The organism is Terrabacter sp. FW104-15G4B (assembly GCF_058790095.1).
On sequence record NZ_JBYTCI010000025.1, the window covers coordinates 25704 to 52012 of the forward strand.

Sequence of the window (26309 nt, forward strand, 5' to 3'; positions counted from 1 at the left end):
TCACCCGAGATCAGGCAAGGATGGTGGCGGCGGCCTCGAGGACGGTCCAGGCCTGCAGCTGCGGCGACAGCTCGAGGGGCGGCTCCGGCGCGCGACCGCCCGGGTCCAGCGGGAAGACCGACGGGTTCCGGCGGCCCTCGACGGCGAGGCCGCCGCGGCCGGCCCACAGCGCTTCAGCCATGTCGGTGACGAGCAGTCGCGCGGTCGCCCGCGCCTTGCCGTCGAGCTCGGCCGTGCGGGCAGCGAGGGCGAGGTAGCGCACGAGGATGCCAGTGAAGAGCCCGCCGTCACCGCCGCCGTGAGTGCGCAGGACTCGGGTGCCCTCGACCTCGAGCGTCAGCCGGGCTTCGACGGCCGCAACCAGCGCAGCCGCCCGGCCGAGGCTCTCGGGGTCACCGAGCGTCAGGAGCGCCCCGAGCACCGTGCCCTGGTTGTAGGACCAGACGTCCGGGACGAGCACCTCAGCACCTCCTTGCAGCCGTATGCCGTCCAGCACGAGCCCGCTCTCCGCCGACCACAAGCGCGCGTAGAGCCAGTCGACGAGCCGGCGGGCCTCGTCGGCCTGGCCGAGACGGGCGAGGTGCAGGGCGGCCGGGCCCGTGGCAGGGCTGTTCTTGAAGTCGCGGTCCCGGCTCCAGAAGAGGCCGCCGCCGAGGTCGTCCGTGTGCGCGGAGCGGAGCTGGGCGGTGAGCTGCCGGCTGGCTGAGCGGAGGCGCCGGCGCCTGGCCGTGCGCCCGGTCTCGTCATGGAGGTCCTGGAGTCGGCCCGAGGCGAGGGCGAGCCACGCCATGTCGTCGTAGAAGTCGTTGACCCAGCGCACCCGGTTGCGCAGCCGGATCGTCGAGAGCAGCCGGTCCCCGCGAGCCGCGTGTTGCTCCGCGCCTGCCGGGTCGCCGGTGCGCAGCGCCCGGAGGCCCGCGTCGACGATCGCGTCGAGGTAGTGCGCCTGCCACCAGTAGTGCCATGTGCCGCCAAGCCCGCCGAAGGTCCGAGACCCGGCCGGTGGGGGGTGCACGATCCCCGCGAGGTGCGTCCGCGGCATACGCCCCAGGGAGCCGGCGAACAGCGCCGTGACTGACCGCTCGGCCTCGGCGGCCCGCTCGTCGAGGGCGGTCGCGGGGCGGGTCGGGAGGTCGTCGGCGGACACGCGCCGACGCTACCGCGCACGCCGCAGGTGACCTGACTGTGGAAGGGTCGAGATCGTGTCGAGATCGCGGTCACCGTTCCGACGTCTCCCTGACGGACGGGGACGGTTCCGTCCCGGCGCTGCGGACGAAGGAGTCGACGTGAAGTACCTGCTGATGATCTGGAGCAACCCGCAGACGTGGGGGCACCCGATCTTCCTGCGCACTCGCGAGGCGGCGGCGATGCCCGACGACGGGCGGGCGCGCCTGCTTCGCGACTTCGAGGAGCTGATGGGCGAGATCACCGAGTCGGGCGAGCTCGTGACCGCTCAGGCGCTCGCGGACCCGCTGACCGCGCGCAGTGTGCGGGTGCGGGACGGTGAGAGCGTCGTCACCGACGGGCCGTTCGTCGAGTCGAAGGAACAAATGGCGGGCTACTTCGTCGTCGACTGTGCGACGCCCGAGCGCGCCGAGGAGATCGCCGGGCGCTTCCCCGACGCCCGGTTCGCCGCCGTCGAGGTGCGGCCACTCATGGGCGGCTCGGTCGAGGACCTCTGAGCCGTGGGCGAATCCATCGTGACCGACGACCTGTGGCGCAGCGTGACGCCGCAGGTCATCGGGGCGCTCGTGCGCCGCTACCGCGACTTCGACCGCGCCGAGGAGGCCGCCCAGGAGGCGTTGCTCGCCGCGGCCGCCCAGTGGCCGGAGGAGGGCGTGCCCGAGGACCCCAAGGCGTGGTTGATCCGGGTCGGATCGCGTCGGCTCATCGACGGTCTGCGCAGCGACGAGGCGCGGGTGCGGCGCGAGCTTGCCGACGCGACAAGGGTTCCCGCTGACGACCAGCTCGCCCCAGCGCCGTATGCCGTCGGGTCGGGTGACCACGACGACACCCTGACGCTCCTCCTTCTCTGCTGCCACCCTGCGCTTTCCCCTGCGGCACGGATCGCCTTGACGCTCAGGGCCGTCGGCGGCCTGACGACCGCGCAGATCGCTCACGCCTTCCTCGTGCCCGAGGCGACGATGGCGCAGCGGATCAGTCGCGCCAAGCAGCGGATACGCGACTCCGGCGCCGAGTTCCGGATGCCACCACCCGACGACGTGCCCCAGCGGCTGCGGGAGGTCCTGCACGTCCTCTACCTCGTCTTCACGGAAGGACACACAGCCACCAGTGGCGACGTCCTGCACCGAATCGACCTGACGTCAGAGGCGATCCGTCTGACGCGGCAGGTGCACGCCCTGCTTCCCGACGACGGCGAGGTCGCCGGCCTGCTCGCCCTGATGCTGCTGACCGAGGCGCGGCGCCCGGCTCGTACGAACGACGCGGGAGAGCTCGTGCCGCTCGCCGGGCAGGACCGCTCACGGTGGGACACGGCATACATCCAGGAGGGCGTCGCCCTCGTGACCGGTGCCCTGACGCGGACGCGCCTGGGGCCCTACCAGGTGCAGGCGGCGATCGCGGCGGTGCATGACGAGGCGCCGTCGTCGGCCGAGACCGACTGGGAGCAGGTGCTCGCGCTCTACGGGCTGCTCGATCAGCTGGCGCCCGGGCCGGTGGTGACGCTCAACCGCGCCGTCGCCCTGGCGATGGTCGAGGGGCCGGCCGCCGGGCTCGCCGTGCTGGACGACCTCGAGCAGGACAAGCGCCTCGCCCGGCACCACCGCCTGCACGCCGTGCGGGCGCACCTGCTGGAGATGTCGGGAGACGCCGACGCCGCGCGGGCGAGCTACCTGCTCGCGTCCCGCCTCACGACCAGCATCCCCGAGCAGGACCACCTCCGACGGAAGGCCGAAGCCCTGTGAGCGACCATGTGGGTGACCCTGTAATCGACACCTCGACGTTCGCCGTGACCGAGAGTGACGTCGACCGCGGCGACGGGCACGTGCTGCACGTCTACGACACCGGCGTGCTGAGTGAGCGCTCCGACGTCGAGCCCCTCGTCGTCGTGTGGCACCACGGCACCCCCAACATCGGCGCGCCGCCGCGACCGCTCTTCGGGGCGGCGGCACGGCTCGGCATCCGCTGGGTCTCCTACGACCGGCCCGGCTACGGCGGGTCGACCGCGCGACCGGGCCGCGACATCGCCTCGGCCGCACGAGACGTAACCGCCCTGGCCGACCACCTCGGCCTGGGTTCGTTTGCGGTCATGGGTCATTCGGGTGGTGGGACGCATGCGTTCGCGTCTGCCGCGCTGCTCGGTGACCGGGTGCGCGCGGTCGTCAGCGTCTCGGGAGTTGCTCCGTTCGGCGCGCCGGGGCTGGACTGGTTCGCCGGCATGGCGTCGGGTGGCGAGGTGTCGTTGCGAGCGGCCGCGGCTGGACGTGAGGCCAAGGAGGCCTACGAGTCGTCGTCCGCTGCGGCCGAGGCCGACGCCGGCTTCATCGAGGCGGACGAGGCGGCGTTCGCGGGCCGGTGGGGCTGGCTCGGCTCGGTCGCCGGCCCGGCACTGGCCGCCGGACCGGCAGCCCTGATCGACGACGACCTCGCGTACGTCTCCGACTGGGGCGTCGACCCGCTCGACATCACGGCGCCGACCCTCGTCGTCCACGGCGGCGCCGACCGCATCGTGCCGGCGTCGCACGGCCGGTGGCTCGCGAGCGCGATTCCTGACGCGGAGCTGCGGCTCCAGCCCGGCGACGGCCACATCTCGGTGCTGGGCACCTCCGAGGACGCCCTCACCTGGCTGGCCCGGACGGCGCGCCGCTCCTGAGCCCCGCTGTGTGGCCTATGCCCGTTCGAGGTGGTGACGGGAGCCACGTCGATGGCGGCATCACCTCGACCCGGCTCCTTGGTCCTCCAAGAGGCGGGGAGCCGTCAGCTGGAGCTGGATTCCTTGACCCCGAGCTTCTCCTTGGCCTTCTCCTGCGCGGCCTGGGTGCCACCCTCGATGTCCTCGGGGTAGGCGCCGAGGAAGCTCAGCATCAGCTCGACGTCGTCGACTCCGGTCGCCACCTGCGTCGACTCGAAGCCGTCGAGCACGCCGCCCTGGGCCGAGATCCGGAAGGCGACGGCGTCCTGGCCCACGTCGGGGGCCTTGACGGTGCGGACCGTCATGGTCGAGGTGCCCTCCGGGAGGCGCAGCTTCACCTTGGCGCAGCTCTTCACGGCCGCGCGGACCTCGTCGTGGAACGTCGCGACACGAGCGGCGCTGCCCATGGCGGCGAGCTGCTCGTCGACCCAGGGGCCGTCCTGCCCTCCGGAGAACGACGTCGAGGCGGTGGCGAGGGCGCCGGGCGCGCTGTCGGCGTTCATGATGGTGACGAGCGCCCGGCACTTTGGGTCCTTGGACGAGATGGCCGGGCCTCCCTTGTCGGCCTTGTCGGCCGGCTCGACGGAGTAGCCGGGGGGCAGGTCGTCGATCGCCAGCAGGGCCTTCTCGAGCGAAGCCTTGGAGCGCTTGGGGGCTGCCGCGACCGGAGGCGTCGTGGTTGGGGTCGCGCTCGGGGTTGTCGTCGTCGTTGCTGCGCTGGACGTCGTGCTCGACGTCGCGGTCGTGCTGGCCGGCACGTTGGTCTGTCCCGCGGAGGTCGGCTGACCGGAGGTGCACGAGGCCAGCAGGATGGCAACGGGGACAGAGAGGAGGGCGCCGGATCGGCGCAGGCGGCGAGGCATGAGGCGAAGGGTATAGCCACCCACGGCGCCCGCTTTCCCGGACCGGGCTCCCTAGCCCCACTTCGCCACGAGCGTGTCTGAAGCGTGACCATCGGCCGGCTCGACGTCGTCATCAACAACGCCGGTCGGCGCCCACCATGCCTGGAAGTGGCGCTCGAAGGGCGCGCGCGTGACCTCTGGAGTGGCGGCCTCGTTCTCCTGCGAGACCGTCACCGGACGAAGGAGTCCCGCCGTGCCCCGTTCCTCGCGCACCAGCCGCCTCGCCCGCAGCGCCGTCGCCCTGGTGGCAGCGCTCGGTGCGACGGCTGCCCTGACGTCGGGCGCTCCGTCCGCGGCGGCCACCAGCAGGCCGCACATCGTCCAGCTCGGCGACTCCTACTCGGCCGGCAACGGCACCGGGAGCTACGAGGAGCGCGACTGCTACCGCTCGCCGGACAACTACGGGTCGCAGGTCGCGGCCTCGATCGGCGCCACCTACACCTACACCGACGCCGCGTGCAGCGGAGGCGTCGTCGCCGACATCCTGCAGCCGCGGAAGCTCGGGAACGCCTCCACCAAGACGGCGACCTACTCGATCGACCCCGTGCGCTACCCCGACCAGAAGGCCGAGTGGCTGCGGCGGGCGCAGACCGCGCGCCTGTGCGGCGTGACGGCCCAGCCCGACTTCTCCTACACCTACACGTTCGTCGCGGGTGCGGGCGTCAATGACCTCTACACCGGCACCGTCTCGTGCCAGCTCGTCACGCGGGCGCAGATCGACTCCGTCACCCCCGACACCGACCTCGTGTTCGTGACGATCGGGGGCAACGACATCGGCTTCTCCACGATCGTCGTCAACTGCCTGACCGTGCGCGATCCGTCGAGCTGCCGCCAGTCGCTCGAGGCGGCCACGGCCAAGGCGCCCGAGATGGTCGAGCGCACCAAGGACGCCCTGCGCGCCGTCGAGGCCCGCTCCGGCGGCCACGCGCAGGTCTACCTGCTCAGCTACCCGTACCTGATCAACACCGAGAGCTACGGCATCCCGGGGGTCGCGCCCGTCTACGACGCGGGTAAGGCCCTCAACAACCTGCAGCGCCTCGGCGACGACCTGCAGGCCCGCGGCATCGCCGAGCTCAACGCCGAGCTCAACGCCGAGCCGGGCGCCGACAACTACCACTTCGTCGACACCGTCAAGGCGGCGTGGGGCGGCCGCGTGCACGGCCTCGACCCCCGCACCGTGGCGGACAACTCGAAGGCCTGGCTCGTCCCCGTCGGCACTCCCGGCCGCGACGTCGCCGAGTTCGTCCATCCGACGCAGCCCGGCTGGGACGCCACCGCCGGAGCCCTGCGGGCCGCCGTCACCGGCTGACTCCCGGCACCCCCGACTCGAGGTATGCCGTCGCCCCCCACCCCGACGACATACCTCGTTCGCGTCGTGGCGCGGGTGGGGCTCAGGCCCAGATGGCGGCCGGGATGCCGTCGGAGAAGAGCTCCGGCGGGTCGGGCATCGAGCGCGCGAGGCCCGCGGCGTGGCGGGCAGCCGACCACGCGACCGCGCAGGCGTCGAGGACGTCGTCGGCGGCATACCCCTGGCCCTGGAGGACGGACGGGCGGGCGATCCCCGCGGCGGCCAGGGCCACGAGGCGCTGGGCGCGGCCGTCCTCGGTCTTCTTGCTCGCCGCGATGGGAGCGCCCGTCATCGTCGCGAAGGACACCTCGGGGTGGATCTCGAGCACCGTGACGGTCGGTCGGGTGCCTAGCCAGGCGTCGACCTCGAGGATCTTGCCCCGAAGCGCGAAGGCCTGCGCTCCGACGCCCTGGCCGACGAGCTCGCGGTTGACGGCGTCGGCCTCGAGGCGGGTCGCCGCTGCGTACGCCGAGCGGGTCAGCGTCGAGAAGATCGACGACGCCTTGCCCGGCAGGGCTTGTCTGGCGAGGACGTCGGCCTGCCGGATCGTGCTGTCGGGCAAGCCGATCGGGATGTCGATGCCGACGACGCGGATGCCGGTCGACTCCCGCACCATGGCGACCAGCTCCCCGACCATCGGCGCCACCACGATCCGTGGCCGCGGCGCTCCGGGCTCGAGCAGCGCGCCGACCCAGCCGGCCGAGCAGCCGTCCACGCCGAGCACCGGAGCGAGGACCTCGACCGGAGCCGGTCGCCCTGTCAGGCCCGAACGGCGAAACTCAGCACCGGCCTCGAGGGCGTCGGCGAGGCGGCGCAGGGCGCCCACCGCCTCTGCCGCCGCATCGTCGCGCACCTCCCGCTCGATCTCGGCAGCGAACACCCGGATCCGGTCATGCCAGTGCTCGGTGTCCATGGGACCACCCAACCGCATGGCGGCGGCCCCTCGTCAGGCGAGCCGCGTCCGTCGCCCGGGTGGCTCAGGCGTGCCGGGCTGGGTGGCCGGCCAGCGCGGGCAGGTGGTCGGGCAGGTCGAGCAGGCGATCGGGAGTGACCGGCAGGTCGCGCACGCGGATGCCGGTCGCGTGCCAGGCGGCGTTCGCAACGGCGGCGGGCGACCCGACGATACCGATCTCGCCGATGCCGCGAGCACCCATCGGATTGGCAAGAGCATCCGACTCGTCGAGCCAGATCGCGTCGATGTTCGGCACGTCGGCGTGCGAGGCGATGTGGTAGGTCGCGAGGTCCTGGGTCACCACGTGGCCGAAGCGCGGGTCACGCACGGACTCCTCGAGCAGCGCGGCGCCCACGCCCATGATCATGCCGCCGATGAACTGCGAGCGAGCCGTGCTCGGGTTGACGATGCGCCCGGCGGAGAAGACGCCGAGCATCCGCCGCAGCCGCGGCTCACCGGTCCACACGTTGACGCCGAGCTCGACGAAGTGGGCGCCGAACGAGTGCAGCGAGTGGGTCTCCATCCCCGGGGTGTCCGGTGGTCCGTCCTGGCTGACGTCGCCGACAGCCGGCGCGGCGCCGTGCTCGCGGCGGAAGGTCCGAGCCGCGCCGACGATGGCCGTTCCCCACGACGCCGTGCCGGCAGAGCCGCCGGCCACCGACGCCTGGGGCAGAGCACTGTCGCCGAGGTGTACGTCGACGTCCTCGAACCGGACGCCGAGGGCGTCCGCCGCGATCTGGCCCAGCACGGTCATCGCCCCGGTGCCGATGTCGGCCGCGCCGATGTCGACGGCGTAGCGACCGCCCTCCAGTGCCTCGATGCGCGCCTCGTTGACGGGTCGCCGGTAGTAGGGGTAGGTCGCCGCCGCGACGCCCATCCCGACGAGCCAGTCGCCCTCGAGCCGGGTGCCGGGACGGCGCTCGCGCTCCGCCCACCCGAAGCGCTCCGCCCCGGTCCGCAGGCACTCGACGAGCTTGCGATGGCTGAACGACAGGCCGGTGTCGGGATCGACCTCCGGCTCGTTGCGGATCCGCAGCTCGATCGGATCGATGTCACACGCCACGGCGAGCTCGTCCATGGCGATCTCGTGTGCGGCCATGCCTGGCATCTCGCCCGGCGCGCGCATCCACGACGGCACGGCGACGTCGAGACTCACCAGACGGTGGCTCGTGTGCCGGTTCGGCGCGGCATACAGGTGTCGCGTCGCGATGGCCGTCTGCTCGGCGAACTCTTTGATGGCAGAAGTCTGTTCGAGCACCTCGTGGTTGATCCCCAGCAGCGTGCCATCGGCCTCGGCGGCGAGCTGGAAGCGCTGGATCGTCGCCGTGCGGTAGCCGGCGAGCGCGAACATCTGCTGCCGCGTCAGCGCCAGCCGAACGGTGCGCCCGGGAAGGGCCCGCGCGGCGAGCGCGGCGACGGCGTCGTGAGCATGCGGCATACCTTTGCTGCCGAATCCGCCTCCGACGTAGACGGATCGGACGCGCATCTCCTCCGGCTCGAGGCCCAGGACCGGCGCGAGGTCGGCGACCACGCCGTGGACGCTCTGCGTCGACGCGTCGAGGACCAGCCGTGGCTCGCCCTCGTCGAGAGGTGCATCATCGGGCGCCCATCGGGCCGTCGTCGCATGCGGCTCCATGGGGTTGTTGTGCTCGAACGGGGTCGTGTAGGTCTCGTCGACGACCACGACGGCCGCCTCCAGCGCGAGCTCCATCCGACCGGTGCTCGTGTCGGTCGGCAGGGCCGGGTTGACCTGGTCCGGCTTGTACGCGGCCGGGTCGCCGGCGCGCAGCTCCGCCCGGTGCTCCTCGACGTCGTAGTCGACGCGGACCAGTCGCGCCCCCTCGCGGGCGGCCTCGGGCGACGTGGCGGCGATGACCGCGACGACCTGCCCGTGGAACGCCACGTGGGGCGTCTGCAGCACCTGGAGCTCGGCGTTCTCGCCGGGCTCGAGGCGTGGCGCGTTCGTGTGGTCGATCACGGCGACGACCCCGTCGTGGGCCAGCGCCGCTGACGTCCCGATCGAGCTGATCGTGCCCTTGGCGATGGTCGAGCCGACGATGTGGAGGTGCAGCGCGTCCTCGGCGGGCACCTCGGCAGCGTAGGTCGCGGCACCACGCACCTTGAGCGGCCCCTCGACCCGAGCCACCCGCGAGCCCATCGCGACCGCGTCGAGCTGCCCGTGGTCCGTCGGTTGCGCGGTCATGCGCTCGCCTCCCCCGCGGTGCTGGCGAGCTGGTGGAGCAGCATCGTGGTGACCCGCCGCACCAGCGGGATCTTGTATGCCGTCTCGCTCGTCGGCGACGCCGCGGCCAGCTCCGTGTCGAGGGACTTCCGGATCGACTCCGGTGTCAGGGCTCCACCGTGCAGCGCCTCCTCGGCGCGTCTGGCGCGCCAGGGCTTGTGGGCCACCCCTCCCCAGGCGATGCGGACGTCCTCGACGCGGTCGCCGTCGAGGTCGAGCACGATGGCCGCCGAGACCAGGGCGAAGGCGTAGGAGGCGCGGTCGCGGGCCTTGTAGTAGGTCGAGGCCGCGGTGGCGGAGATCAGGGGCAGCTCGACCGCGGTGATCAGCTCGCCGTGCGCGAGCGTCGTGTCGTGCTGCGGCTCGCCGCCCGGCAGGCGGTGCAGCTCCTCGAACGGGAGCCGGCGCTCGCCATCGGGGCCGAGCACCACGACCGTCGCGTCGAGCGCCGCCATCGCGACCGCCAGGTCGGAGGGGTGGACGGTCACGCAGTCCGGCGAGTGCCCGAGGATCGCGTTGTAGCGGCCGTACCCGTCGACGGCCGAGCACCCCGTGCCCGGCTCCCGCTTGTTGCAGGGCGTGCTGAGGTCCTGGAAGTAGACGCAGCGCGTGCGCTGCAGCAGGTTGCCGGCGGTCGTGGCCTGGTTGCGGATCTGACCCGAGGCGCCGGAGAGCAGCGCGCGGGACAGCACGGCATACCGCTCCCGCACGACAGGGTGCGCCGCGAGGTCACTGTTGCGGACGTTCGCGCCGATCCGCAGGCCGGTGCCCGTGCCGGTGCTGGTCTCGGTGCCGGTGTCCTCGGCGCCCGGCAGCTCGGTGACCTCCGCGAGCGGCAGCCGGCTGACGTCCACGAGCCGGCTGGGTGTGGCGACCCCGAGCTTGAGGTGGTCGACGAGGTTGCTGCCGCCTGCGAGGAAGGCGGCGTCCGGGTCGGCGCTGACGGCGGCGACCGCTGAGGCAGCGTCGCGGGCCATCTCGTGAACGAAGGCCTTCACGTCCCCGCCCCTTCCCGGATCGCGTCGACGATGTTGGGATAGGCGCCGCACCGGCAGAGGTTGCCGCTCATCCGTTCACGGATCTCGTCGTCGCTGAGCTCCACGTCGCCGGTGAGGTCGGCGGTGACGTGGCTCGGGTGGCCCTGCTTCACCTCGTCGAGCATGCCCACTGCCGAGCAGACCTGGCCCGGTGTGCAGTAGCCGCACTGGTAGCCGTCGTGCGCGAGGAAGGCGTCCTGCACGGCGTGCAGCCGGCCGTCACCGCCGCCAAGACCCTCGGCGGTCGTGACGTCGGCACCGTCCTGGGCGACAGCCAGGGTCAGGCACGACAGGTGGCGGCGCCCGCCCAGCAGCACGGTGCACGAGCCGCACTGGCCGTGGTCACAGCCCTTCTTCGGTGCGGTCACCCCGAGCCGGTCGCGTAGCGCGTCGAGCAGGCTCGTGCGGTGGTCGACGACGACGTCACGTGCCCGTCCGTCGACGTTGAGCGTGATCCGGGACTCCATGCGCCTCACCGTCCTGGGCTGTGGGCCCCCGAACGGGGCAACCAGTCGGCGCGTACCCACTTGGCAGCGCGCGATCGCTGCGTCACGGGTGCGCTGGGCGGAACAGTGTCCGAGGGGCCGGCGGCGCCACCTCTCCGCGCCGACTGGGCCGCAGGCTGCCGGCGTCCACCCTTCGACAGTGCCGGGAGTCGGACGTAGCGTGAAGCAATGACCCACCCCCACACCGGTCGTGCCACCACCCTCGGCGAGCTGCGGGCCTCCGGGCACGTGCACCGCAGCGTCAAGAGCGAGCTCCGCGAGAACCTGCTGGCCCGGCTGCGCGCGGGTGAGGACGCGTTCCCGGGGATGGTCGGCTTCGAGGAGTCGGTCCTGCCCGAGCTCGAGACGGCGCTGCTCGCCGGTCACGACCTCGTCCTCCTCGGGGAGCGCGGGCAGGGCAAGACCCGCCTCATGCGCACGCTCGCGGGCCTGCTCGACGAGTGGAGCCCGGTCGTCGATGGCTGCGAGATCGGTGACGACCCCCACCAGCCGTCGTGCGTGCGGTGCCGGCGGTTGACCGGGGAGCTCGGTGAGGACCTGCCCGTCGCGTGGCGCCACCGCAGCGAGCGCTACACCGAGAAGCTCGCGACGCCCGACACGAGCGTCGGCGACCTCGTCGGTGATGTCGACCCCGTCAAGGTCGCGCAGGGCCGCACCCTCGGCGACCCCGAGACGGTGCACTACGGCCTCGTGCCGCGCAGCAACCGCGGCATCTTCGGCCTCAACGAGCTGCCCGACCTCGCCGAGCGCATCCAGGTCGCCCTCTTCAACGTGCTCGAGGAGCGCGACATCCAGATCCGCGGCTACTCGCTGCGGCTGCCGCTCGACCTCCTGCTCGTCGCCACGGCCAACCCCGAGGACTACACCAACCGCGGCCGCATCATCACCCCGCTCAAGGACCGCTTCGGCGCCGAGATCCGCACCCACTACCCCACCGAGGTCGTCGACGAGGTCGCCCTCATCGCGCAGGAGTCGGCGCTCGTCGCCGACGTGCCCGAGCACCTGCTCGAGGTCGTGGCCCGCTTCACCCGTGGCCTGCGCGAGTCGTCGGCCGTCGACCAGCGCTCCGGCGTCTCGGCGCGGTTCGCGATCGCGGGGGCCGAAGGGGTCGCGGGATCTGCGCTACGCCGCGCCGCCCGCACCGGTGAGGCGTATGCCGTCGCGCGCGTCTGCGACGTCCCCACCGTCGTGCCCACGTTGCTCGGGAAGGTCGAGTTCGAGATGGGCGAGGAGGGGCGCGAGCGGGATGTGCTGACGCACCTGCTGCGGCTCGCCGTCGCCGAGACCTACCGGGCGCGGCTGTCGGGCCTCGACCTCAGCGGCTTCACCAACCTCTTCGCCGAGGGCGCCGTCGTCGAGACCGGCGAGCTCGTGCCGGGGACCGACCTGCTCGCGCAGGTCGGTCCGGTGCCGGGGTTGTCGAAGGTGCTCGACCGCCTTGGTCACGGCGACGACGCGACGCCCGGCCAGGTCGCGGCGGCCGTCGAGTTCGTCCTCGAGGGCCTGCACCTGACGCGTCGCATCGACAAGGACTCCGTCGCCGGCCGTACCGTGTACGGGGCGTAGGTCGTGCCATGAGCCCCATGACCAGGAGTTTGCGATGAGCCCACGCGACGGCGGTGGTGGAGGCAGTGACGTGCACGGGCGTTTTCGCTACGCGCCGTGGTCCGGCGGGCCCGACCCGCTCGCTCCGCCCTTCGACGTCCGTTCGGCCCTGGACGAGGTGGGCCAGGACGTCCTCGCCGGCGGCTCGCTGCGGGAGTCGCTGCGGGAGCTGATGCGCCGTGGCATGGACGGTCGCCGGGGGCTCGACGACCTCGCCGACCGCGTACGCCGGTTGCGTGAGGCCGCGCGTCGCCGCGGCGACCTCGGCGGGACGCTCGACCAGGTTCGGGCGATGCTCGACCAGGCGCTCGCGGAGGAGCGCGACACCCTCGCCGGTGAGTCGGGGGACGACGCACGCCTGGCGGAGATGGACCTCGCGACGATCCCGGACGACGTCGCCGGTGCCGTACGCGCGCTCGGCGACTACGAGTGGCACTCGCCGGAGGCACGCGAGACCTACGAGCAGATCCAGCAGATGCTGCAGCGCGAGGTCGTCGGGGCCCAGTTCGAGGGGCTCAAGCAGGCGCTCTCGGGCAACGACCCCGAGGCGATGCAGGCGGTCAAGGACATGCTCGCCGACCTCAACCAGCTGCTGGCCGCGCATGCCCGCGGTGAGGACACCGAGGACCAGTTCCGCGACTTCATGGACAAGCACGGCGACCTCTTCCCCGAGCAGCCCGAGAACGTCGACGAGCTCATCGACGCCCTCGCCCGCCGGCAGGCGGCGGCCGAGCGGCTGATGGCGTCGCTCACGCCCGAGCAGCGCGCCCAGCTCGGACAGCTGATGTCCGACGCCCTGGGGGACCCCGACCTCGCCTCGCAGATGGCGCAGCTCTCCGACAACCTGCGCGCCCTGCGACCCGGTCTCGACCGGCGCAGTCCCGTCCAGCAGGGCCAGGGCGGCGAGCCCATGGGCTACGGCGACGGGGTTGAAGCGGTCGCCGAGCTGGCCGACCTCGAGCAGCTCGGTGAGCAGCTGGGGCAGGGCTACTTCGGGGCGACGCTGGATGACGTCGACGTCGAGCGGTTGGAGCAGTACCTCGGTGCCGACGCGGCCCGCGACATGGAGGCCCTGCGCCAGCTCGAGCGCGAGCTCGAACGCCAGGGCTATGTCTCCCGCGGCGACGACGGGCTGCGCCTCACGCCGCGGGCCGTCCGCCGCCTCGGTGAGACCGCGCTCAAGCGGGTCTTCGAGCGCGTCGACGCGACTGGACGCGGCGACCACGACGACCGCGCAGCAGGCCAGGCCGACGAGCTGACCGGGCTCACGCGCCAGTGGGAGTTCGGCGACGAGCTGCCGATCGACACGGTGCGCACCGTCTCGAACGCCCTGCAACGGCAGGCCCGAACGAGGGAAAGGGCCCACTCGACGGGTGCGGTGGAGCTGCTCGTCGAGGACTTCGAGGTGGCCGAGACGGAGCGGCGATCGGTGGCGGCGGTCGCGCTGTGCGTCGACATGTCGTTCTCGATGATGCAGGAGGGGCGCTGGGGGCCGATGAAGCAGACGGCGCTCGCGCTCTCGCACCTGGTGCAGACCCGGTTCCGGCACGACGCGCTGCAGATCATCGGCTTCAACCTGGCGGCACGACGGCTCACTCCCACCGAGCTCACCGAGGCGGAGCCGGAGTGGGTCCAGGGCACCAACCTGCAGCACGCGCTGATGCTTGCGTCACGGCACCTTCGCCGCCACCCCGATGCCGAGCCGGTCGTCCTCGTCGTCACCGACGGCGAGCCGACCGCGCACCTCGAGGCGGACGGGCGGCCGAGCTTCCACTGGCCGGCCACGCAGGAGACCGTCCGCGCCACGGTGGCGCAGGTCGACGAGCTGCGGCGCTCGGGCGCACAGCTCAACATCTTCATGCTCGGCGACGATCCCGGCCTCGCCCGGTTCGTCGACGCCGTGGCGCGGCGGGCCGGTGGACGAGTCTTCACCCCCGACATCTCCCGGCTCGGCGACTACGTCGTCGCCGACTACCTGCGGACCCGGCGCGGACGTCGCTGAGTCTGCACGGCCGCAGCCAGGTAGCCCGCCATGTATGATGAGACGTTTCTCGGCACCGTTGTCGCGCCGCCCCAGCCGGAGGGGGAGGCCGCCGCCGACGTGCTCCACGTGGAGGGCACGACGCGGTGGGACTACACGCACTTCTCGCTCTCGATGAGCGCCTCCCGGCGGCTGGCCCGGTGGGTCGGCTGGAACATCGACGGGCTGCGGCTCTTCCCCGGCGAGTCGATCTCGCGGGCCGGTGAGCAGTTCCGGCTGGACCCGCGGCTGCCGGCCGACGCCCAGACCGGCGATGCCCTCTATACCGGCAACGACCTCGACCGCGGCCACCTGGCCCGCCGCTCGGACCTGCTGTGGGGCACCCTCGCCGAGGCCCGCGCCGCGAACCACGACTCGTTCTTCTTCCCGAACATCTCGCCGCAGATGAACGACTTCAACCAGTCGCGGCTGGACGGCGTCTGGGGCCTGCTCGAGAACGCGGTGCTCGAGCTGGCGAACCTCGACCGGCGCCGTCTGACGCTCTTCGGCGGTCCGGTGCTGACCGGCGCCGATGTCGTCTACCGCGACGTGAGGATCCCGGGCGCGTTCTGGAAGGTCCTCGTCTACGTGCTCGACGGCGTCCTCACCGCACGTTGCTTCGTGCTCGCCCAGCTGGTCGAGCCGCTGCTGCCCGCGTCCAGCCTCGACGACTTCGCGACGTACGAGGTCCCCCTCGCGCGGCTCGAGGAGCTGGTGTCGCTGTCGTTCGCCTCCCTGCGCGAGCCGTCGGTCGCCACCCGAGCGCGAACCGCGCCGGAGAGGGTCGCCGACGTCCGCGAGGTCGTCTGGTGACCGCCTGACGGGTAGGCCGCCTGTCAATTGGGTCGCCCGGCGGCGCCGGTGGCTGTCATGGTGGCGCGGTGAGGGCTCACGACGCGCGGTTGGACCGCATCGAGGCGTACTACGACTGCGTCCCGCGCGCCGTCGCGGCAGTGGAGGAGGTCGGTCCCTTCACGCTCTTCGCCGCCGAGGGGGGCACGGGGTGGCAGTTCTACGCGCGGCCGCGCCTCGGTCGGCACGGTGCCTTCAGCCCCGCGGACGTGTGCCGCGTGCTCCAGCGCCAGGAGGAGCTCGGGGTGCCGCGGGCGGTGGAGTGGGTCGACGAGGTGACGCCCTCGCTGCTGCCGGCGGTGCGGACGGCCGGGCTCGAACCGGAGCGCTATCCGCTGCTCGTCATGCCGCCCGGTGTGTCGGTGTCGCCCGACCCTCGAGCGCGTGCGCTGCACCCGTCCGAGCCGCACCTGTCGTTGGCGATGGGCACCGTGTCGGCGGGCTTCGCCGGGCGGGACGAGGTCGTCCCGAAGGACCCGGGCAAGCGGCCGGAGCTGATGGAGCGCGGCAACCTCCTGGTCGTCGCCTCGTTCGAGGACAACCGGCTCTGTGGCGCCGGGTCGGCTGCGCCACGTGGAGACGTCGCCGAGCTGATGGGCATCGCCGTACCGCCGGGGCATCGGGGCCGCGGTCACGGCACGGCGATCACGAGCACGCTCGTTGCCGCCTGTCGCGAACAGGGTGTCGAGGTCGTCTTCCTGTCGGCCGGCTCCGACGCCGCGGCGGAGATCTACCGCCGGGTCGGCTTCGTCGACGTCGGCACCGCCTGCGTCCTGGAGCTCGACGACTGAGCTGACTACCTGCCGCGGCGGGCTCGGGACACGGCATACCCGCTCCAACTGCGACAGTGACCCGCCCAGCGGGTCACTGACGTATGGCGATGCACCGGCAGGGTGCTTGTCGCCCCGCTTGAGCCACCATCCGGTGATGCCCCTCGTGCCTCTGCGGGGGCCGGCTGGCTCAGTCGGCGACGGTGACGCCGCGCCAGAAGGCGACGCGGTCCTGGATCTGGGCCGCGGCCCTCTTGGGATCCGGGTAGTACCACGCGGCATCGCGGTTGGTGTCACCGTCGACGGCGATGGAGAAGTAGGACGCCTTGCCCTTCCACGGGCATGTCGTGTGCGTGTCGCTGTCGACCAGGACGCTGGTGTCGACGGACTCGCGTGGGAAGTAGTGGTTGCCCTCGACCACCACGGTGTCGTCACTCTCGGCGATGATCTTGCCGTTCCAGATCGCGCGCACGGTGCCTCCTTCAGCTCGGGTCCCGGTCGGGACGCTCCTCGAGCACAACCACGGTGCGGCCGGTTTCGTTCCGAACATTAGACAGGGCCGGGGACGGCGCCGGGAGGCGTGAGCAGCACAGCCATTCGGGTAACAGGCGTGGGCAACCCGAACGCGACACGTCCATCGCTCGAGCGACGCGGAAGGAAACCCCATGAAGGCAGTCGTTTTCAAGGCCCCCTACGAGCTCTCCGTCGAGGAGGTGCCGGACCCGCGGATCGAGGAACCCCTGGATGCCGTCATCCGGATCAGCACCGCCAACATCTGCGGCTCCGACCTGCACCCCTACGAGGGCCGTGCGCCGCTCGACGCGGGCACGGTCCTCGGCCACGAGAACATGGGCATCGTCGAGGAGGTCGGCCAGGGAGTGAACCGGATCAAGAAGGGCGACCGCGTCTCGGTCCCCTTCAACCTCGCCTGCGGCACCTGCCGCAACTGCACCGACGGCTGGACCTCCGCGTGCTTGCGTGCCAACCCGACCGGCAAGCCGGGCGCCGGCTACGGCTACCCGCAGATGGGCCCCTACTGGGGCGGTCAGGCGGAGTTCCTGCGCGTGCCGTGGGCCGACTTCAACCTGCTGCACCTGCCGGAGGGCAAGGAGCACGAGACCGACTTCACGATGCTGTCGGACATCTTCCCGACGGGCTACCACGGGACCGAGCTCGCCGGAGTCAGCCCAGGCAAGACGGTCGCCATCTTCGGCGCCGGGCCGGTGGGCTTGATGGCGGCGCACAGCGCGGCCATCCGCGGCGCCTCGCAGGTCTTCGTCGTCGACCACCAGCCGGACCGGCTCGCCCTCGCAGAGCAGACCGGCGCAACGGCCGTCAACGCCGCCGACACCGACGTGGTGCAGAGCATCATGGACGGCACCGACGGGTTCGGCGTCGACTGCGGCGTCGAGGCGGTCGGCTTCCAGGCCCACGACTCCTCAGGCAACGAGCACCCCTCGATGGTGCTCGACAACCTCGTCGAGGTGGTGCGCGCCACCGGCCACATCGGGGTCGTCGGGGTCTACGTCCCCCAGGACCCCGAGGCCGCGACCGATCCGGCGAAGGAGGGCCGGGTGGAGTTCAACTTCGGCGCCGCCTTCGACAAGGGAATCGCGATCGGCACCGGCCAGTGCCCGGTCAAGCGCTACAACGAGCAGCTGCGCGACCTCATCATCCGCGGGGTCGCGACGCCGTCGTTCATCGTCTCCCACGAGGTGTCGCTCGACGACGCAGTGGACGCGTACAAGAAGTTCGACGAGCGGGCCGCCGGCTACACGAAGGTGCTGCTGCACCCGGCCGCCGCGTAGGCATGCGCGGCACCGCACCGGCGACACCTGCCCGCCCGCGTCGCCGTTCAGGTGGCGCGGGCGAGCAGGAACGCCTGCGGGGTCTTCTCGTCGTCCTGCCTGGCGCGCTCGGTGCGGACAGTCACCCGGAAGCCGGCACCGGCCAGCAGCGCCGTGACGTGGCCGGGGTCGAGGCGGTGCGCCTCGAAGGAGACCTTGTGGCCGTAGGCCTGCTCGTGCCGCACCGAGAAGCCACCCGCCTGGAAGGCCAGCAGGAGGATGCCGGCGGACCGGGTGACGCGGCGCAGCTCGGTGAAGACGTCTGGCAGCAGGGCGGGCGGCGTGTGGATGATCGAGTACCAGGCGACGACGCCGGCCAGCGAGGCATCGGCGAGGTCGAGGGCGGCGAGGCTGCCGGTGCGGAAAAAGATCTCGGGGTGACGCCGTGCCGCCTCCGCGACCATGCCCGGCGAGAGGTCGATGCCGCTGACGTCGAGGCCCAGCCCGGCGAGGTGGCCGGTGATGCGCCCCGGTCCGCATCCCACGTCCACGACCGGCCCACCGCCCTCGCCGAGGACGAGCTCCGCGAAGTGCCCGAGCAGGGCGCGGTCGAGCGGGCTGCGCGCCAGCTCACCCTCGAGGAGGGCGGTGTAGTCGACCGCGACCGTGTCGTATGCCGTCCGCGTCTCCACGATGTGGGGCGGCTCGTTGGCGCAGTCGGTGCGGCGCGTGCTCATGGCTGCTCCTGGCGTGGTCGGTTCGCGTATGCCGCCACGGTCGCGGGTACGCCCTCGTAGGCTCGGCGCATGGCGAGGGTGCGCACCGGGAAGTGGTCGATCGCGTCGCGTGACTCCTTCCTGTCGATCGGTTCCACGGGATCAGTGCTCTCGATCGGGAGCATCGGGTCGGTGCTGTCGATCGGCGACGTGGGCTCGTTCGCGTCGTTCCTGTCGATCGGGTCGTCGATGAGCGCGCTCGGCCTGCTCTCCAACATGTCGAAGCTGTCCATCCTTTCGCACGAGAGCGACTGGTCGATCCTGTCGGCGCAGTCGAGGCGGGCGGTGCGTGGCTACCGCGTCAACGGCTCGCTGGGACGGCTCCGGTCCAAGCGGTAGACGAGCCACAGCGCGCCGCTGGGTGTCGGGGTCGCGCTGTGCAGGGCGAGGCGCTGCAGCTCGGGAAGGCCGTCGAAGAGGCGCCGCCCCTGCGGGTCGAGGACGGGCGCGACCCCGAGCTGGAGCTCGTCGACGAGGCCCTGTGCGAGCAGTGCCTGGGCGAGCTCGATGCTGCCGTGGACGCCGATGTCCTTGCCGGGCAGGGCCTTGAGGTCGCGGACGATGTCGGCAAGCGGACCGGAGACGGCCTCGGCGTCGCCCCACGCGCTCGTCGATGCGTCGGGCAGCGGGCTGGAGGTGACGACGTACTTCTTGACGCCGTTGATGAAGTCCGCGAAGGGCTGCTCGTCCGAGGTCGGCCAGTAGTGCGACCACTGGTCGTACATGTGCCGGCCGAGCAGGACGGCGTCCTGGTCGGCGATGAGGCGGGCCTCGAACTCGAGCATGACGTCGTCGAACGACGGGACGCACTGCTCGTCATCGGTGTGTTCAGGGAAGGAGCGGATCGGGTCGTCGACGGCGCCGTCGAGCGAGGTCAGGCTGTAGAGGACGATCCTGCGCATGTGAGGTCTCCTAGGGCGCGGCGGGGCCGCTGGGGGTCAGGCCGAGCCACTCGGCGAGGTCGGCGATCTCGCGGTGGACGGCAGAGCGAACGGCCTTGGTGAAGCGGACGTCCTCGTGGATCGCGTTGACGACGAGCGTGCCGGCCTTGCGGTCGGCCTGGGCGTCGAGCTTTCCGACGAGCCGGTCGTGGTGCAGGATCGGCAGCGCGAAGTAGCCCCAGCGGCGTTTGTCCTTGGGCTTGTACATCTCGAGGATGTACTCGAAGCCGAAGAGCTGCTCGGCCCGGACGCGGTCGTGGATCAGCCGGTCGAAGGGACTGAGCAGCGCCGTGCGCCCCTCGAAGTCCGCAAGGTCGAGGTATGCCGGGTGGACGCGCCAGGAGCCCGGAAGCCCTTCGACCTCGGCGGGCTCGCCGGCGTCGGCTGCATACGAGTGCTCGCCCGGCATGACGGTGCCGGTGGCGCGGGCGATGCCGAGGGCGGCGAGGCGGCGCTCGTTGCGGTGCCGGATCGCCTCGTCGAGGGTGAGCGTCGGCAGGCCGGGCGGGTACACGCGCTCGGGAAGATCGAAGTAGCGCTGACGGCCCTTGCGGCCCGCGATGGCGACCTGGCCGCGCAGGGCCAGGGCCTCGAGCATCTTGGTGAGGTTGCGGTTGTTGGTCCAGCCGGTCGAGGGCCACGGGACGACGCTCGTGTCCGGGATGTCGCGCGACAGCAGCGGACCCTCGGCCTCGAGCTTCGCGAGGATGTCGCGGCGGAACGAGTCGTTGGCGGCGAGCCAGTCGGCCATGAACGGGTAGGGGTCGGTGTCGCGGGCCTCGGCGATGACGGCCGGGACGTCCTGCGGGCTGCGGATGTAGGCGACGGTCTCGACGAGGGTGCGGTCGTGCTCGAGCGCCTGGACCAGGTGGGAGGGGTCGTAGCTCTTGCCGAGCCGGCACCACAGGACGAGGTCGGCGCTGGGCGCGATGGCCGCGGTCGGGTCGATCTGCAGGAACGTCAGCCGCTCGACCGTCGCGACGACGTGGGTCGGCCGCGGCACGTCGAGCAGCTGCGCGTGCACCGCGATGCGACGCGCTTGCTCGACAGTGAGCCGGTGGACCGCCATGTCCGAGACCCTAGCCATCCGCACCGACACGGGGTCGGGAGCGCGGGACGGCGTGCACACTGGAGCATGGCCATCAATCTGGAGCAGGAGTGGTTCCGCGGCTTGAGCCAGCTCCGCTACGCAGCCACCCCGAAGCGGGTCCGGGCGCTCCTCGACGGACAGACGGTGCTCGACACCCGGGACGCGCTGCTCGTCTACGAGCCACGCCGGGTCGTGCCCTGGTATGCCGTCCCGCCCGGCGATCTGCACCTCGACCTCACCGAGCGCGACCCGTCTGCCGTGCCCGAGCTGCGGGCGCCGGTGCTGCCGCCGACCCACAACGAGTGGCACACCGTGCCGGGGCGCTCGCTGCACCTGGACGGCCACGGCGAGGTGGCCTTCCGGCCCGACGACCCCGACCTCGACGGCCGCGTCATGCTGCACTGGGAGCCGTTCGAGTGGCTGGAGGAGGACGAGTCCGTCATGGGCCACCCGCACGACCCGTTCAAGCGGATCGACGTGCTGCACTCCGACCGCCACGTGCGCGTGGAGGTCGACGGGGTCACCGTCGCCGAGTCCACCCGGTCGATGATGCTCGTCGAGACCAGCCTGCCGGTGCGGTGGTACCTGCCGCGCGACGACGTCCGGGTGGACCTGCTGACGCCGTCCGAGCACCACAGCGTCTGCGCCTACAAGGGCGTGGCGTCCTACCTCAGCGCTGAGGGCGCCCGGGACGTGGCGTGGTTCTACCCCGAACCGCTGCTCGACGCGCTCCCTGTCAAGGACCTGGTCTGCTTCTGGCGGCCGGCGACGGTCTTCGTCGACGGAGCCTCGGTGGACACGTCGATGCCCGGCGCCTGAAGCGGAGTTCGGGGCCGAGCGCGCTGGCTGGGCAGCGTCACTGCGCCGTGGGGACCGCCTGGATGGAGTAGCTGTGCATCGTGAAGGTGGAGTTGCCTGCGGAGGTGATCTCCCAGCCGGTGTTGAGCTGGGTGATCGCGTGCGGGCCCTTGGCGAAGCCGTTGGCGGCGAGCCACTCGAACCCGGCCTTGACGTTCACCGTCCCGGACCCCTGGCGAGCGCACGTGCCCGATCCACCACTGCCGTCGAGGACGAAGATGATCTCCGCCCCAGGATCGCCGTAGCGGTGCACCGTCCACTTCTGGCCGTCGAGGTCGGCATGCCCGAGGAGCGTTCCACCGAAGGCGCCCTCGTCGCAGCGGCCGCGCGTGTCCGTCCAGAACATGACGTCGGAGTCGTAGTTCTCACTCCAGGCGTCCACCGCGAACTCGTAGATGCTGTGCGCGTCCGTCGGGGACGTCTCGCTGTAGGTGACCTTGAGGGTGGACAGCGAGTTCAGTGGCGTGCTGGTCGGGTTGGCGCACCCCTCCCAACCGGAGCCGCACCAGTTGTCGAAGAGCTGCTGCACGTCGGGGAAGGTCTGCACGCCGAGGTAGCCGAACGGCACGCCGTGGGCGACGAGCTTCCAGTCGCCGGGGTGGTTCGCGTAGACCGTCTGCGTCGTGCCGGACTGGGGCCCGACCGCCTGGTTGGAGACGTACGTGTTGGAGCCGTTGCTGTTCGGGATGTCGCGGTAGTCGTAGGCGCCGCAGACATCGCCGAGCCCGGCAGAGCAGGCCCAGCTCGTGCTCGCCGCGGTGGGGGGTGCCGGCTGGGCGGTCGCGGAGGGCGCAGGTGCCGAAGCGCCAGTGGGGGAGCTCGTCCGCGACGGCGCGGTCTCCGTCGTGGCCGTGGGGGCTGTGGCGGCCGTGGGGGCTGTCGTGGCTCTGGTGGTCGCTGTCGAGGCCGTCGTGGTCGCTTGCGGCGTTGTCGCGGACGGGCTGCAGGCGACTCCGGCGAGCGCCAACACTGACGCGGCCAGAGCTGCGACCTTCACCGAGCGCTGCACCTTCACCAGCATGGACCGCTCTCCGTCCGGTGTCCGGCGAAGGCGTCAGGCGGGTGCCGAGACTCGTCGTGACGGCCGCCAACATGCCCCGGAAGTCCCGGATGGGCTGACGCTGCCGTGGACTGGTCCCCTTGTGTCACCCAGCGCACAGACAGGGAGGAGTCCCAAGGGGACTCTCGAGACATGGACACGAAGAAGAGCGTGAGATGCAGGATCGGCCGGCACCGCTGGGAGCCCACCACCGTCACCGGGATGCGTGAGCGGATCTGCGTCGACTGCGGCCGTAACCGCTTCGACGCCTCGGTCCACCCGGACCGCGAGGCACGCGAGAACGACAGACCGATCTTCGTCCCCTTGGGCGGCGGCGGCACAGGCCCGTTCTGAGGGGCGAGCGGATCACCGATGCGGCCAGCCGGTGCCTAGGATCGCGACCATGGACGTCATCGGCTGGCTGCTCGAGGGTGATCCCGCGATTCGGTGGCAGGTGCTGCGCGACGTGCTCGATGCACCTCCCGACCAGGTGGCAGCCGAGCGCGCCCGGGTCGAGACGGAGGGGTGGGGAGCTCGGCTGCTGGCGCTCCGCGATGCTGATGGCCAGTGGGACGGTGGAGCGTGCTTCCCGCGGCGCGTCGCCGATGACTGGCGGGCGGGGATCCAGCCGGACTTCTCACATGGTCAGCCGTGGACCTCGACGTTGCCCACGCTGGTGCTGCTGCGAGACCTGGGCCTTGACCCGCAGAGCGCGGCGGCGCGCGACACGGTCGCGCTGGTCGCGGCGAACTGCCGGTGGGAGCACGACGGCCAGGCGTTCTTCGATGGCGAGGTCGAGCCCTGCATCAACGGCCGGACACTGTCCATCGGCGCCTATTTCGGTGTCGACGTCGACGCGCTGGTCTCGGGTCTGCTCGACCAGCAGCTCAGCGACGGCGGCTGGAACTGCGAGAGCGAGAACGGCGCCACCGTCTCGTCCTTCGACTCGACGATCTGCGTGCTCGAGGGCCTGCTCGAGTACGAGCGGTTCGGCGGAAAGGTCGCCGTGGGGGCGTCTCGCCGCCACGCGGAGGAGTACCTGTTGCAGCGGCACCTGTTCCGGCGCAAGAGCACAGGCGAGGTGCCGGCCGAGAGGTGGCTGCAGTTCTCCTGGCCGCCGCGCTGGCATTACGACGTGCTTCGCGCGCTCGACTACTTCAGGCTCTCCGGAGCAGAGCCCGACAGCCGGATCACCGAGGCTGTGCACCTGGTCCGGGACAAGCGTCGACCCGATGGCACCTGGCTGCTGGAGAACACCCACCCGGGAGAAACGCACTTCGACTTCGAGGACGGCGACGGGCAACCGAGCCGTTGGAACACGCTGCGCGCGCTACGCGTCCTGGACTGGTACGACCAGCGCGGTTGCCCGCAAGACTGAAGTCGAGACGCACCGCGCGGTCGTGAGCCTCGGTCAGGTTCTCGGCGCCCCGCGGAGACGAGCGACCAAACAGGCTGCGCATCGACGCACCACCGTTTCCGGCTGTTCGGCTGGTTCGGCGGTTCGGCTGGTCCCGCCCAGCCCGGCGAGCTCTTGGACCACGAGACCGCCTGGGTTCAACGCTGCACGCGAGCACGCCATTGGCGGCGGCCGCTGCTTACGGCCACTCCCAGGCCGCTGAACAGCAGCACAGCGGCGAGCAGGCCGAAGGCGGCGCTGAGGTCGATGTCCTGCTTGCTCACCGTGACGTGCTTCGGGAGGTCGGCCAAGACCTTGGTCAGTCCGTCGGCGTCGGTCGCAGCGAAGTACTCGCCGCCAGTCGTCTGCGCGACTCCCTTCAGCGCCGCCTCGTCGACGACGAGGAAGTTTCGGCCACCCAGCGCCCCTGCACCGCCACCACTGAGGTCCCGAAGGCGGGGGGGCTGGAAGCCGCCGTACTGGTCGCGGGTGCACGCCATCTGTGTCGGGTGCGTCGTGCCGAAGCCGATCGGATAGACCCGCACCCCTCGAGCCGCTGCCTGGGCCGCTGCCACTCCAGGAGTCACCCCGCGCGTGTTCGCGCCGTCCGTCAGCAGCACGATGATCTCCGGCGCCACGGCCACCGGCCCCGCGCCCCCACCAGCCGAGCCCGCACCGCCGCCGCCCGCAGCGACCGAAGGTTGAGGAGTAGGAGGCGCGCTCCCAAAACCGGGCCCGTCCGTCGTCGGCTCGTCCACCGCATCGGCCGGTGAGATGTTCGCGTCCAACTCGGCGATCGCGTCGATCGAGCGCAGGATCGCCGCCCCGATCGTCGTCCCGCGTCCCGTCGTCACCGCATCGAGCGCGGCCAGCAGCTCGTCCCGGTCGCGGGTCGGCGCCACGGCCAGCTGCGCGAACCCGGAGAAGACGACGAGCCCCACCTTCGTCTCGTCGTCCTGCCCCTCGATGAACGACCGGACCGCCGCCTGCGCCGCGCTCAACCGGTTCGGGAGGACGTCGGTGGCGCACATCGAGCCCGAGGCGTCCAGGGCCAGGATGACCGTCGAGCTCGATGTCGGCACCTCCGCCCGCACCGTCGGCCGCGCGCTCGCCACCCCCAGCAGCGCGAGAGCCCCGAGCACGAGGGCGATCGGCACGTGCCGTCGCCACGACGCCGACCCGGCGCCCGCGACCTGCAGCAGCGCGACGTTCGAGTAGCGCACCGCCTGCCGCCGACGACGCCGCAGCTGCCACACGTAGATCCCGAGCAACAAGGGCACGAAGACCAGCACCAGCAGCATCAGCGGGAGCCCGAACGACATGTCAGACCACCCGCCCCTGCCGCAGGACCGACACGGTCGCCCCGCCGAGCAGCAGCAACGCGGCCAGACCGGCCACCCACGACGTCACCTCGTGCGGAACCGTCCGCGTCGTCCACTGGAGCTCGATCGCGTCATAGACCGCCGCCAGCGACGCCGCGTCCGACGCCCGTCGATACGTCCCTCCGGTCGTCTGCGCTATCGACTGCAGCGCCGACTCGTCCAGGGCCGTGGCGATGCTGAAGCCGTCCACCTGGATCGTCGTCCCCGCCGGCGTCCCGAGGCCGATGGGCTCGACCTTCACCCCGGCCGCCGAGGCGAGCTCGGCCGCGCCCGAGGACCCCTGGCCCGTCGTGTCCTCACCGTCGGTGAGCAGCACGATCGCCGTCCCGCCGTGGTAGCCGATCGGCACCTCCTCGTCCGTCCCCTTCTCCGCGTCGCCCGGCGGCTTGACCGGCTTGCCGACGATCGCGCTCAGCCCACCGAGGATCCCGTCACTCAGCGACGTCTCCCCGGCCGGCCGCAGCCGCGCCACCGCCGCCAGCACGGCATCCCGGTCGTCCGTCGGCCGCTGGGTCACGAGCCCGGTCCCGCCGAAGGCGACGACCGCGATCCGCACCGACTCCGGCTGCTTCGCCACGAACCCGAGCGCCACCGCCTTCGCGGCCTCGAGCCGCGACGGCTTCACGTCCGTGGCCGCCATGCTGTTGGACACGTCGAACGCGAGCACGACCGTGCCCTCCCGGTGTGGCTCTGCGACCGACGCCACCGGCCGCGTCAGTGACAGCACCATCGCCGCCAGCGCAGCGATGAGCAGGGCCGGCCCCAGGTGCCGCCACCGCCCGCGCGGCGCGGGCATGACGAGCCCGTCCGCCGCCAGCGCCGCACGACGCGCCTCCTGCGCCCGCAGCACGCGCCGGTAGCCGGCGATGAGGAGCGGCACGACGAGCAGCCCCAACAGGGCCCACGGCCACGTCAGGGACACCGTGCTCATCGCC

Annotated in this window: 27 protein-coding genes; 13 read left to right on the forward strand and 14 right to left on the reverse strand. The window is 71.9% G+C overall.

Going from position 1 to position 26309, the window contains the following annotated elements; genetic code table 11:
* Nucleotides 1-10: 10 nt before the first annotated feature.
* Nucleotides 11-1147: a glycoside hydrolase family 76 protein gene (locus tag AC3WRT_RS16565; protein ID WP_492723862.1), complete on the reverse strand. Its 1137-nt coding sequence runs from the start codon at nucleotides 1145-1147 to the stop codon at nucleotides 11-13.
* Between the two features lie 139 nt (nucleotides 1148-1286).
* On the opposite strand from AC3WRT_RS16565, the gene AC3WRT_RS16570 reads away from it, so the two are divergent.
* From AC3WRT_RS16570 to AC3WRT_RS16580, 3 genes are read left to right on the forward strand one after another with little or no spacing between them, the layout of a single operon-like run.
* On the forward strand, nucleotides 1287-1682 hold the full coding sequence (locus AC3WRT_RS16570) for a YciI family protein (protein WP_492723864.1): 396 nt from the start codon (nucleotides 1287-1289) through the stop codon (nucleotides 1680-1682).
* 3 nt (nucleotides 1683-1685) lie between these two features.
* On the forward strand, nucleotides 1686-2924 hold the full coding sequence (locus AC3WRT_RS16575; RefSeq protein ID WP_492723866.1) for an RNA polymerase sigma factor: 1239 nt from the start codon (nucleotides 1686-1688) through the stop codon (nucleotides 2922-2924).
* Nucleotides 2921-3832, forward strand: coding sequence for an alpha/beta fold hydrolase (locus tag AC3WRT_RS16580; RefSeq protein WP_492723867.1), 912 nt, complete (start codon nucleotides 2921-2923; stop codon nucleotides 3830-3832). Before AC3WRT_RS16575 ends, AC3WRT_RS16580 begins: the two co-directional genes overlap by 4 nt.
* A 104-nt stretch (nucleotides 3833-3936) precedes the next feature.
* Here AC3WRT_RS16580 and AC3WRT_RS16585 read toward each other — a convergent pair whose 3' ends face one another.
* Nucleotides 3937-4734, reverse strand: a complete 798-nt coding sequence (locus AC3WRT_RS16585; RefSeq protein ID WP_492723869.1) for a hypothetical protein — start codon at nucleotides 4732-4734, stop codon at nucleotides 3937-3939.
* A gap of 51 nt (nucleotides 4735-4785) precedes the next feature.
* On the reverse strand, nucleotides 4786-4947 hold the full coding sequence (locus AC3WRT_RS16590) for a hypothetical protein (protein ID WP_492723871.1): 162 nt from the start codon (nucleotides 4945-4947) through the stop codon (nucleotides 4786-4788).
* A 19-nt stretch (nucleotides 4948-4966) separates the two neighbouring features.
* Between AC3WRT_RS16590 and AC3WRT_RS16595 the strand changes: the two genes are divergently transcribed.
* Nucleotides 4967-6082, forward strand: a complete 1116-nt coding sequence (locus AC3WRT_RS16595; RefSeq protein ID WP_492723873.1) for an SGNH/GDSL hydrolase family protein — start codon at nucleotides 4967-4969, stop codon at nucleotides 6080-6082.
* A gap of 82 nt (nucleotides 6083-6164) precedes the next feature.
* Here the strand turns inward: AC3WRT_RS16595 and AC3WRT_RS16600 are convergent, their stop codons facing one another.
* From AC3WRT_RS16600 to AC3WRT_RS16615, 4 genes are all read right to left on the reverse strand, one after another.
* On the reverse strand, nucleotides 6165-7034 hold the full coding sequence (locus AC3WRT_RS16600) for a DUF429 domain-containing protein (RefSeq protein ID WP_492723875.1): 870 nt from the start codon (nucleotides 7032-7034) through the stop codon (nucleotides 6165-6167).
* A gap of 64 nt (nucleotides 7035-7098) precedes the next feature.
* Nucleotides 7099-9276, reverse strand: a complete 2178-nt coding sequence (locus tag AC3WRT_RS16605; protein WP_492723877.1) for a xanthine dehydrogenase family protein molybdopterin-binding subunit — start codon at nucleotides 9274-9276, stop codon at nucleotides 7099-7101.
* Nucleotides 9273-10313: an FAD binding domain-containing protein gene (locus AC3WRT_RS16610; protein ID WP_492723879.1), complete on the reverse strand. Its 1041-nt coding sequence runs from the start codon at nucleotides 10311-10313 to the stop codon at nucleotides 9273-9275. Before AC3WRT_RS16610 ends, AC3WRT_RS16605 begins: the two co-directional genes overlap by 4 nt.
* The gene (locus AC3WRT_RS16615; protein ID WP_492723881.1) at nucleotides 10310-10819 is read right to left on the reverse strand and encodes a 2Fe-2S iron-sulfur cluster-binding protein; all 510 of its coding nucleotides are present in this window, start codon (nucleotides 10817-10819) and stop codon (nucleotides 10310-10312) included. Before AC3WRT_RS16615 ends, AC3WRT_RS16610 begins: the two co-directional genes overlap by 4 nt.
* Before the next feature lie 207 nt (nucleotides 10820-11026).
* On the opposite strand from AC3WRT_RS16615, the gene AC3WRT_RS16620 reads away from it, so the two are divergent.
* From AC3WRT_RS16620 to AC3WRT_RS16635, 4 genes are all read left to right on the forward strand, one after another.
* Nucleotides 11027-12424 (forward strand): sigma 54-interacting transcriptional regulator, encoded by a 1398-nt coding sequence (locus AC3WRT_RS16620; RefSeq protein WP_492723882.1) that lies wholly within the window; start codon nucleotides 11027-11029, stop codon nucleotides 12422-12424.
* Nucleotides 12425-12458: 34 nt separating this feature from the next.
* On the forward strand, nucleotides 12459-14465 hold the full coding sequence (locus AC3WRT_RS16625) for a vWA domain-containing protein (protein WP_492723884.1): 2007 nt from the start codon (nucleotides 12459-12461) through the stop codon (nucleotides 14463-14465).
* 30 nt (nucleotides 14466-14495) lie between these two features.
* Nucleotides 14496-15296 carry a DNA/RNA non-specific endonuclease gene (locus AC3WRT_RS16630; protein ID WP_492723885.1) on the forward strand — a complete coding sequence of 267 codons (801 nt, stop codon included), beginning with the start codon at nucleotides 14496-14498 and terminating at the stop codon, nucleotides 15294-15296.
* A 68-nt stretch (nucleotides 15297-15364) separates the two neighbouring features.
* Entirely contained in the window at nucleotides 15365-16126 is a 762-nt protein-coding gene (locus tag AC3WRT_RS16635; RefSeq protein ID WP_492723887.1) for a GNAT family N-acetyltransferase, read from the forward strand.
* 169 nt (nucleotides 16127-16295) lie between these two features.
* On the opposite strand, the gene AC3WRT_RS16640 is transcribed toward AC3WRT_RS16635, so the two are convergent.
* The gene (locus AC3WRT_RS16640; RefSeq protein ID WP_492723888.1) at nucleotides 16296-16577 is read right to left on the reverse strand and encodes a DUF427 domain-containing protein; all 282 of its coding nucleotides are present in this window, start codon (nucleotides 16575-16577) and stop codon (nucleotides 16296-16298) included.
* A 193-nt stretch (nucleotides 16578-16770) separates the two neighbouring features.
* Here AC3WRT_RS16640 and AC3WRT_RS16645 point away from each other — a divergent pair, with 193 nt between their 5' ends.
* Entirely contained in the window at nucleotides 16771-17913 is a 1143-nt protein-coding gene (locus AC3WRT_RS16645) for a glutathione-independent formaldehyde dehydrogenase (protein WP_492723889.1), read from the forward strand.
* 47 nt (nucleotides 17914-17960) lie between these two features.
* Here AC3WRT_RS16645 and AC3WRT_RS16650 read toward each other — a convergent pair whose 3' ends face one another.
* A complete protein-coding gene (locus AC3WRT_RS16650) occupies nucleotides 17961-18629 on the reverse strand; it encodes a class I SAM-dependent DNA methyltransferase (protein WP_492723891.1) in 669 nt (222 codons plus the stop codon).
* 69 nt (nucleotides 18630-18698) lie between these two features.
* Between AC3WRT_RS16650 and AC3WRT_RS16655 the strand changes: the two genes are divergently transcribed.
* A complete protein-coding gene (locus tag AC3WRT_RS16655; RefSeq protein ID WP_492723893.1) occupies nucleotides 18699-19007 on the forward strand; it encodes a hypothetical protein in 309 nt (102 codons plus the stop codon).
* Here the strand turns inward: AC3WRT_RS16655 and AC3WRT_RS16660 are convergent.
* Together AC3WRT_RS16660 and AC3WRT_RS16665 are read right to left on the reverse strand one after the other, a co-directional pair.
* Entirely contained in the window at nucleotides 18962-19570 is a 609-nt protein-coding gene (locus tag AC3WRT_RS16660) for a dihydrofolate reductase family protein (RefSeq protein ID WP_492723894.1), read from the reverse strand. The two genes, AC3WRT_RS16655 and AC3WRT_RS16660, sit on opposite strands and share 46 nt — an antisense overlap.
* A 10-nt stretch (nucleotides 19571-19580) precedes the next feature.
* The gene (locus AC3WRT_RS16665) at nucleotides 19581-20678 is read right to left on the reverse strand and encodes a DNA glycosylase AlkZ-like family protein (RefSeq protein ID WP_492723897.1); all 1098 of its coding nucleotides are present in this window, start codon (nucleotides 20676-20678) and stop codon (nucleotides 19581-19583) included.
* A gap of 66 nt (nucleotides 20679-20744) precedes the next feature.
* Between AC3WRT_RS16665 and AC3WRT_RS16670 the strand changes: the two genes are divergently transcribed.
* Nucleotides 20745-21518, forward strand: coding sequence for a DUF427 domain-containing protein (locus tag AC3WRT_RS16670; RefSeq protein ID WP_492723899.1), 774 nt, complete (start codon nucleotides 20745-20747; stop codon nucleotides 21516-21518).
* A 37-nt stretch (nucleotides 21519-21555) separates the two neighbouring features.
* On the opposite strand, the gene AC3WRT_RS16675 is transcribed toward AC3WRT_RS16670, so the two are convergent.
* Entirely contained in the window at nucleotides 21556-22578 is a 1023-nt protein-coding gene (locus AC3WRT_RS16675) for a glycoside hydrolase family 12 protein (RefSeq protein WP_492723901.1), read from the reverse strand.
* 171 nt (nucleotides 22579-22749) lie between these two features.
* Between AC3WRT_RS16675 and AC3WRT_RS16680 the strand changes: the two genes are divergently transcribed.
* Together AC3WRT_RS16680 and AC3WRT_RS16685 are read left to right on the forward strand one after the other, a co-directional pair.
* On the forward strand, nucleotides 22750-22950 hold the full coding sequence (locus AC3WRT_RS16680; RefSeq protein ID WP_492723903.1) for a hypothetical protein: 201 nt from the start codon (nucleotides 22750-22752) through the stop codon (nucleotides 22948-22950).
* 49 nt (nucleotides 22951-22999) lie between these two features.
* Nucleotides 23000-23974 (forward strand): hypothetical protein, encoded by a 975-nt coding sequence (locus AC3WRT_RS16685; RefSeq protein WP_492723905.1) that lies wholly within the window; start codon nucleotides 23000-23002, stop codon nucleotides 23972-23974.
* 176 nt (nucleotides 23975-24150) lie between these two features.
* Here AC3WRT_RS16685 and AC3WRT_RS16690 read toward each other — a convergent pair whose 3' ends face one another.
* Both AC3WRT_RS16690 and AC3WRT_RS16695 read right to left on the reverse strand, forming a co-directional pair.
* Nucleotides 24151-25314, reverse strand: coding sequence for a VWA domain-containing protein (locus tag AC3WRT_RS16690; RefSeq protein ID WP_492723907.1), 1164 nt, complete (start codon nucleotides 25312-25314; stop codon nucleotides 24151-24153).
* Nucleotide 25315: 1 nt separating this feature from the next.
* Nucleotides 25316-26305, reverse strand: coding sequence for a VWA domain-containing protein (locus tag AC3WRT_RS16695; protein ID WP_492723909.1), 990 nt, complete (start codon nucleotides 26303-26305; stop codon nucleotides 25316-25318).
* Between the last annotated feature and the right edge of the window lie 4 nt (nucleotides 26306-26309).

Excerpts from the sequence above, each read along its gene's own strand:
- AC3WRT_RS16585 (WP_492723869.1), bottom strand. The coding sequence starts at position 4,734 with ATGCCTCGCCGCCTGCGCCGATCCGGCGCCCTCCTCTCTGTCCCCGTT.
- AC3WRT_RS16600 (WP_492723875.1), bottom strand. The coding sequence starts at position 7,034 with ATGGACACCGAGCACTGGCATGACCGGATCCGGGTGTTCGCTGCCGAG.
- AC3WRT_RS16605 (WP_492723877.1), bottom strand. The coding sequence starts at position 9,276 with ATGACCGCGCAACCGACGGACCACGGGCAGCTCGACGCGGTCGCGATG.
- AC3WRT_RS16615 (WP_492723881.1), bottom strand. The coding sequence starts at position 10,819 with ATGGAGTCCCGGATCACGCTCAACGTCGACGGACGGGCACGTGACGTC.
- AC3WRT_RS16620 (WP_492723882.1), top strand. The coding sequence starts at position 11,027 with ATGACCCACCCCCACACCGGTCGTGCCACCACCCTCGGCGAGCTGCGG.
- AC3WRT_RS16625 (WP_492723884.1), top strand. The coding sequence starts at position 12,459 with ATGAGCCCACGCGACGGCGGTGGTGGAGGCAGTGACGTGCACGGGCGT.
- AC3WRT_RS16630 (WP_492723885.1), top strand. The coding sequence starts at position 14,496 with ATGTATGATGAGACGTTTCTCGGCACCGTTGTCGCGCCGCCCCAGCCG.
- AC3WRT_RS16645 (WP_492723889.1), top strand. The coding sequence starts at position 16,771 with ATGAAGGCAGTCGTTTTCAAGGCCCCCTACGAGCTCTCCGTCGAGGAG.
- AC3WRT_RS16650 (WP_492723891.1), bottom strand. The coding sequence starts at position 18,629 with ATGAGCACGCGCCGCACCGACTGCGCCAACGAGCCGCCCCACATCGTG.
- AC3WRT_RS16655 (WP_492723893.1), top strand. The coding sequence starts at position 18,699 with ATGGCGAGGGTGCGCACCGGGAAGTGGTCGATCGCGTCGCGTGACTCC.
- AC3WRT_RS16660 (WP_492723894.1), bottom strand. The coding sequence starts at position 19,570 with ATGCGCAGGATCGTCCTCTACAGCCTGACCTCGCTCGACGGCGCCGTC.
- AC3WRT_RS16665 (WP_492723897.1), bottom strand. The coding sequence starts at position 20,678 with ATGGCGGTCCACCGGCTCACTGTCGAGCAAGCGCGTCGCATCGCGGTG.
- AC3WRT_RS16670 (WP_492723899.1), top strand. The coding sequence starts at position 20,745 with ATGGCCATCAATCTGGAGCAGGAGTGGTTCCGCGGCTTGAGCCAGCTC.
- AC3WRT_RS16675 (WP_492723901.1), bottom strand. The coding sequence starts at position 22,578 with ATGCTGGTGAAGGTGCAGCGCTCGGTGAAGGTCGCAGCTCTGGCCGCG.
- AC3WRT_RS16680 (WP_492723903.1), top strand. The coding sequence starts at position 22,750 with ATGGACACGAAGAAGAGCGTGAGATGCAGGATCGGCCGGCACCGCTGG.
- AC3WRT_RS16685 (WP_492723905.1), top strand. The coding sequence starts at position 23,000 with ATGGACGTCATCGGCTGGCTGCTCGAGGGTGATCCCGCGATTCGGTGG.
- AC3WRT_RS16690 (WP_492723907.1), bottom strand. The coding sequence starts at position 25,314 with ATGTCGTTCGGGCTCCCGCTGATGCTGCTGGTGCTGGTCTTCGTGCCC.
- AC3WRT_RS16695 (WP_492723909.1), bottom strand. The coding sequence starts at position 26,305 with ATGAGCACGGTGTCCCTGACGTGGCCGTGGGCCCTGTTGGGGCTGCTC.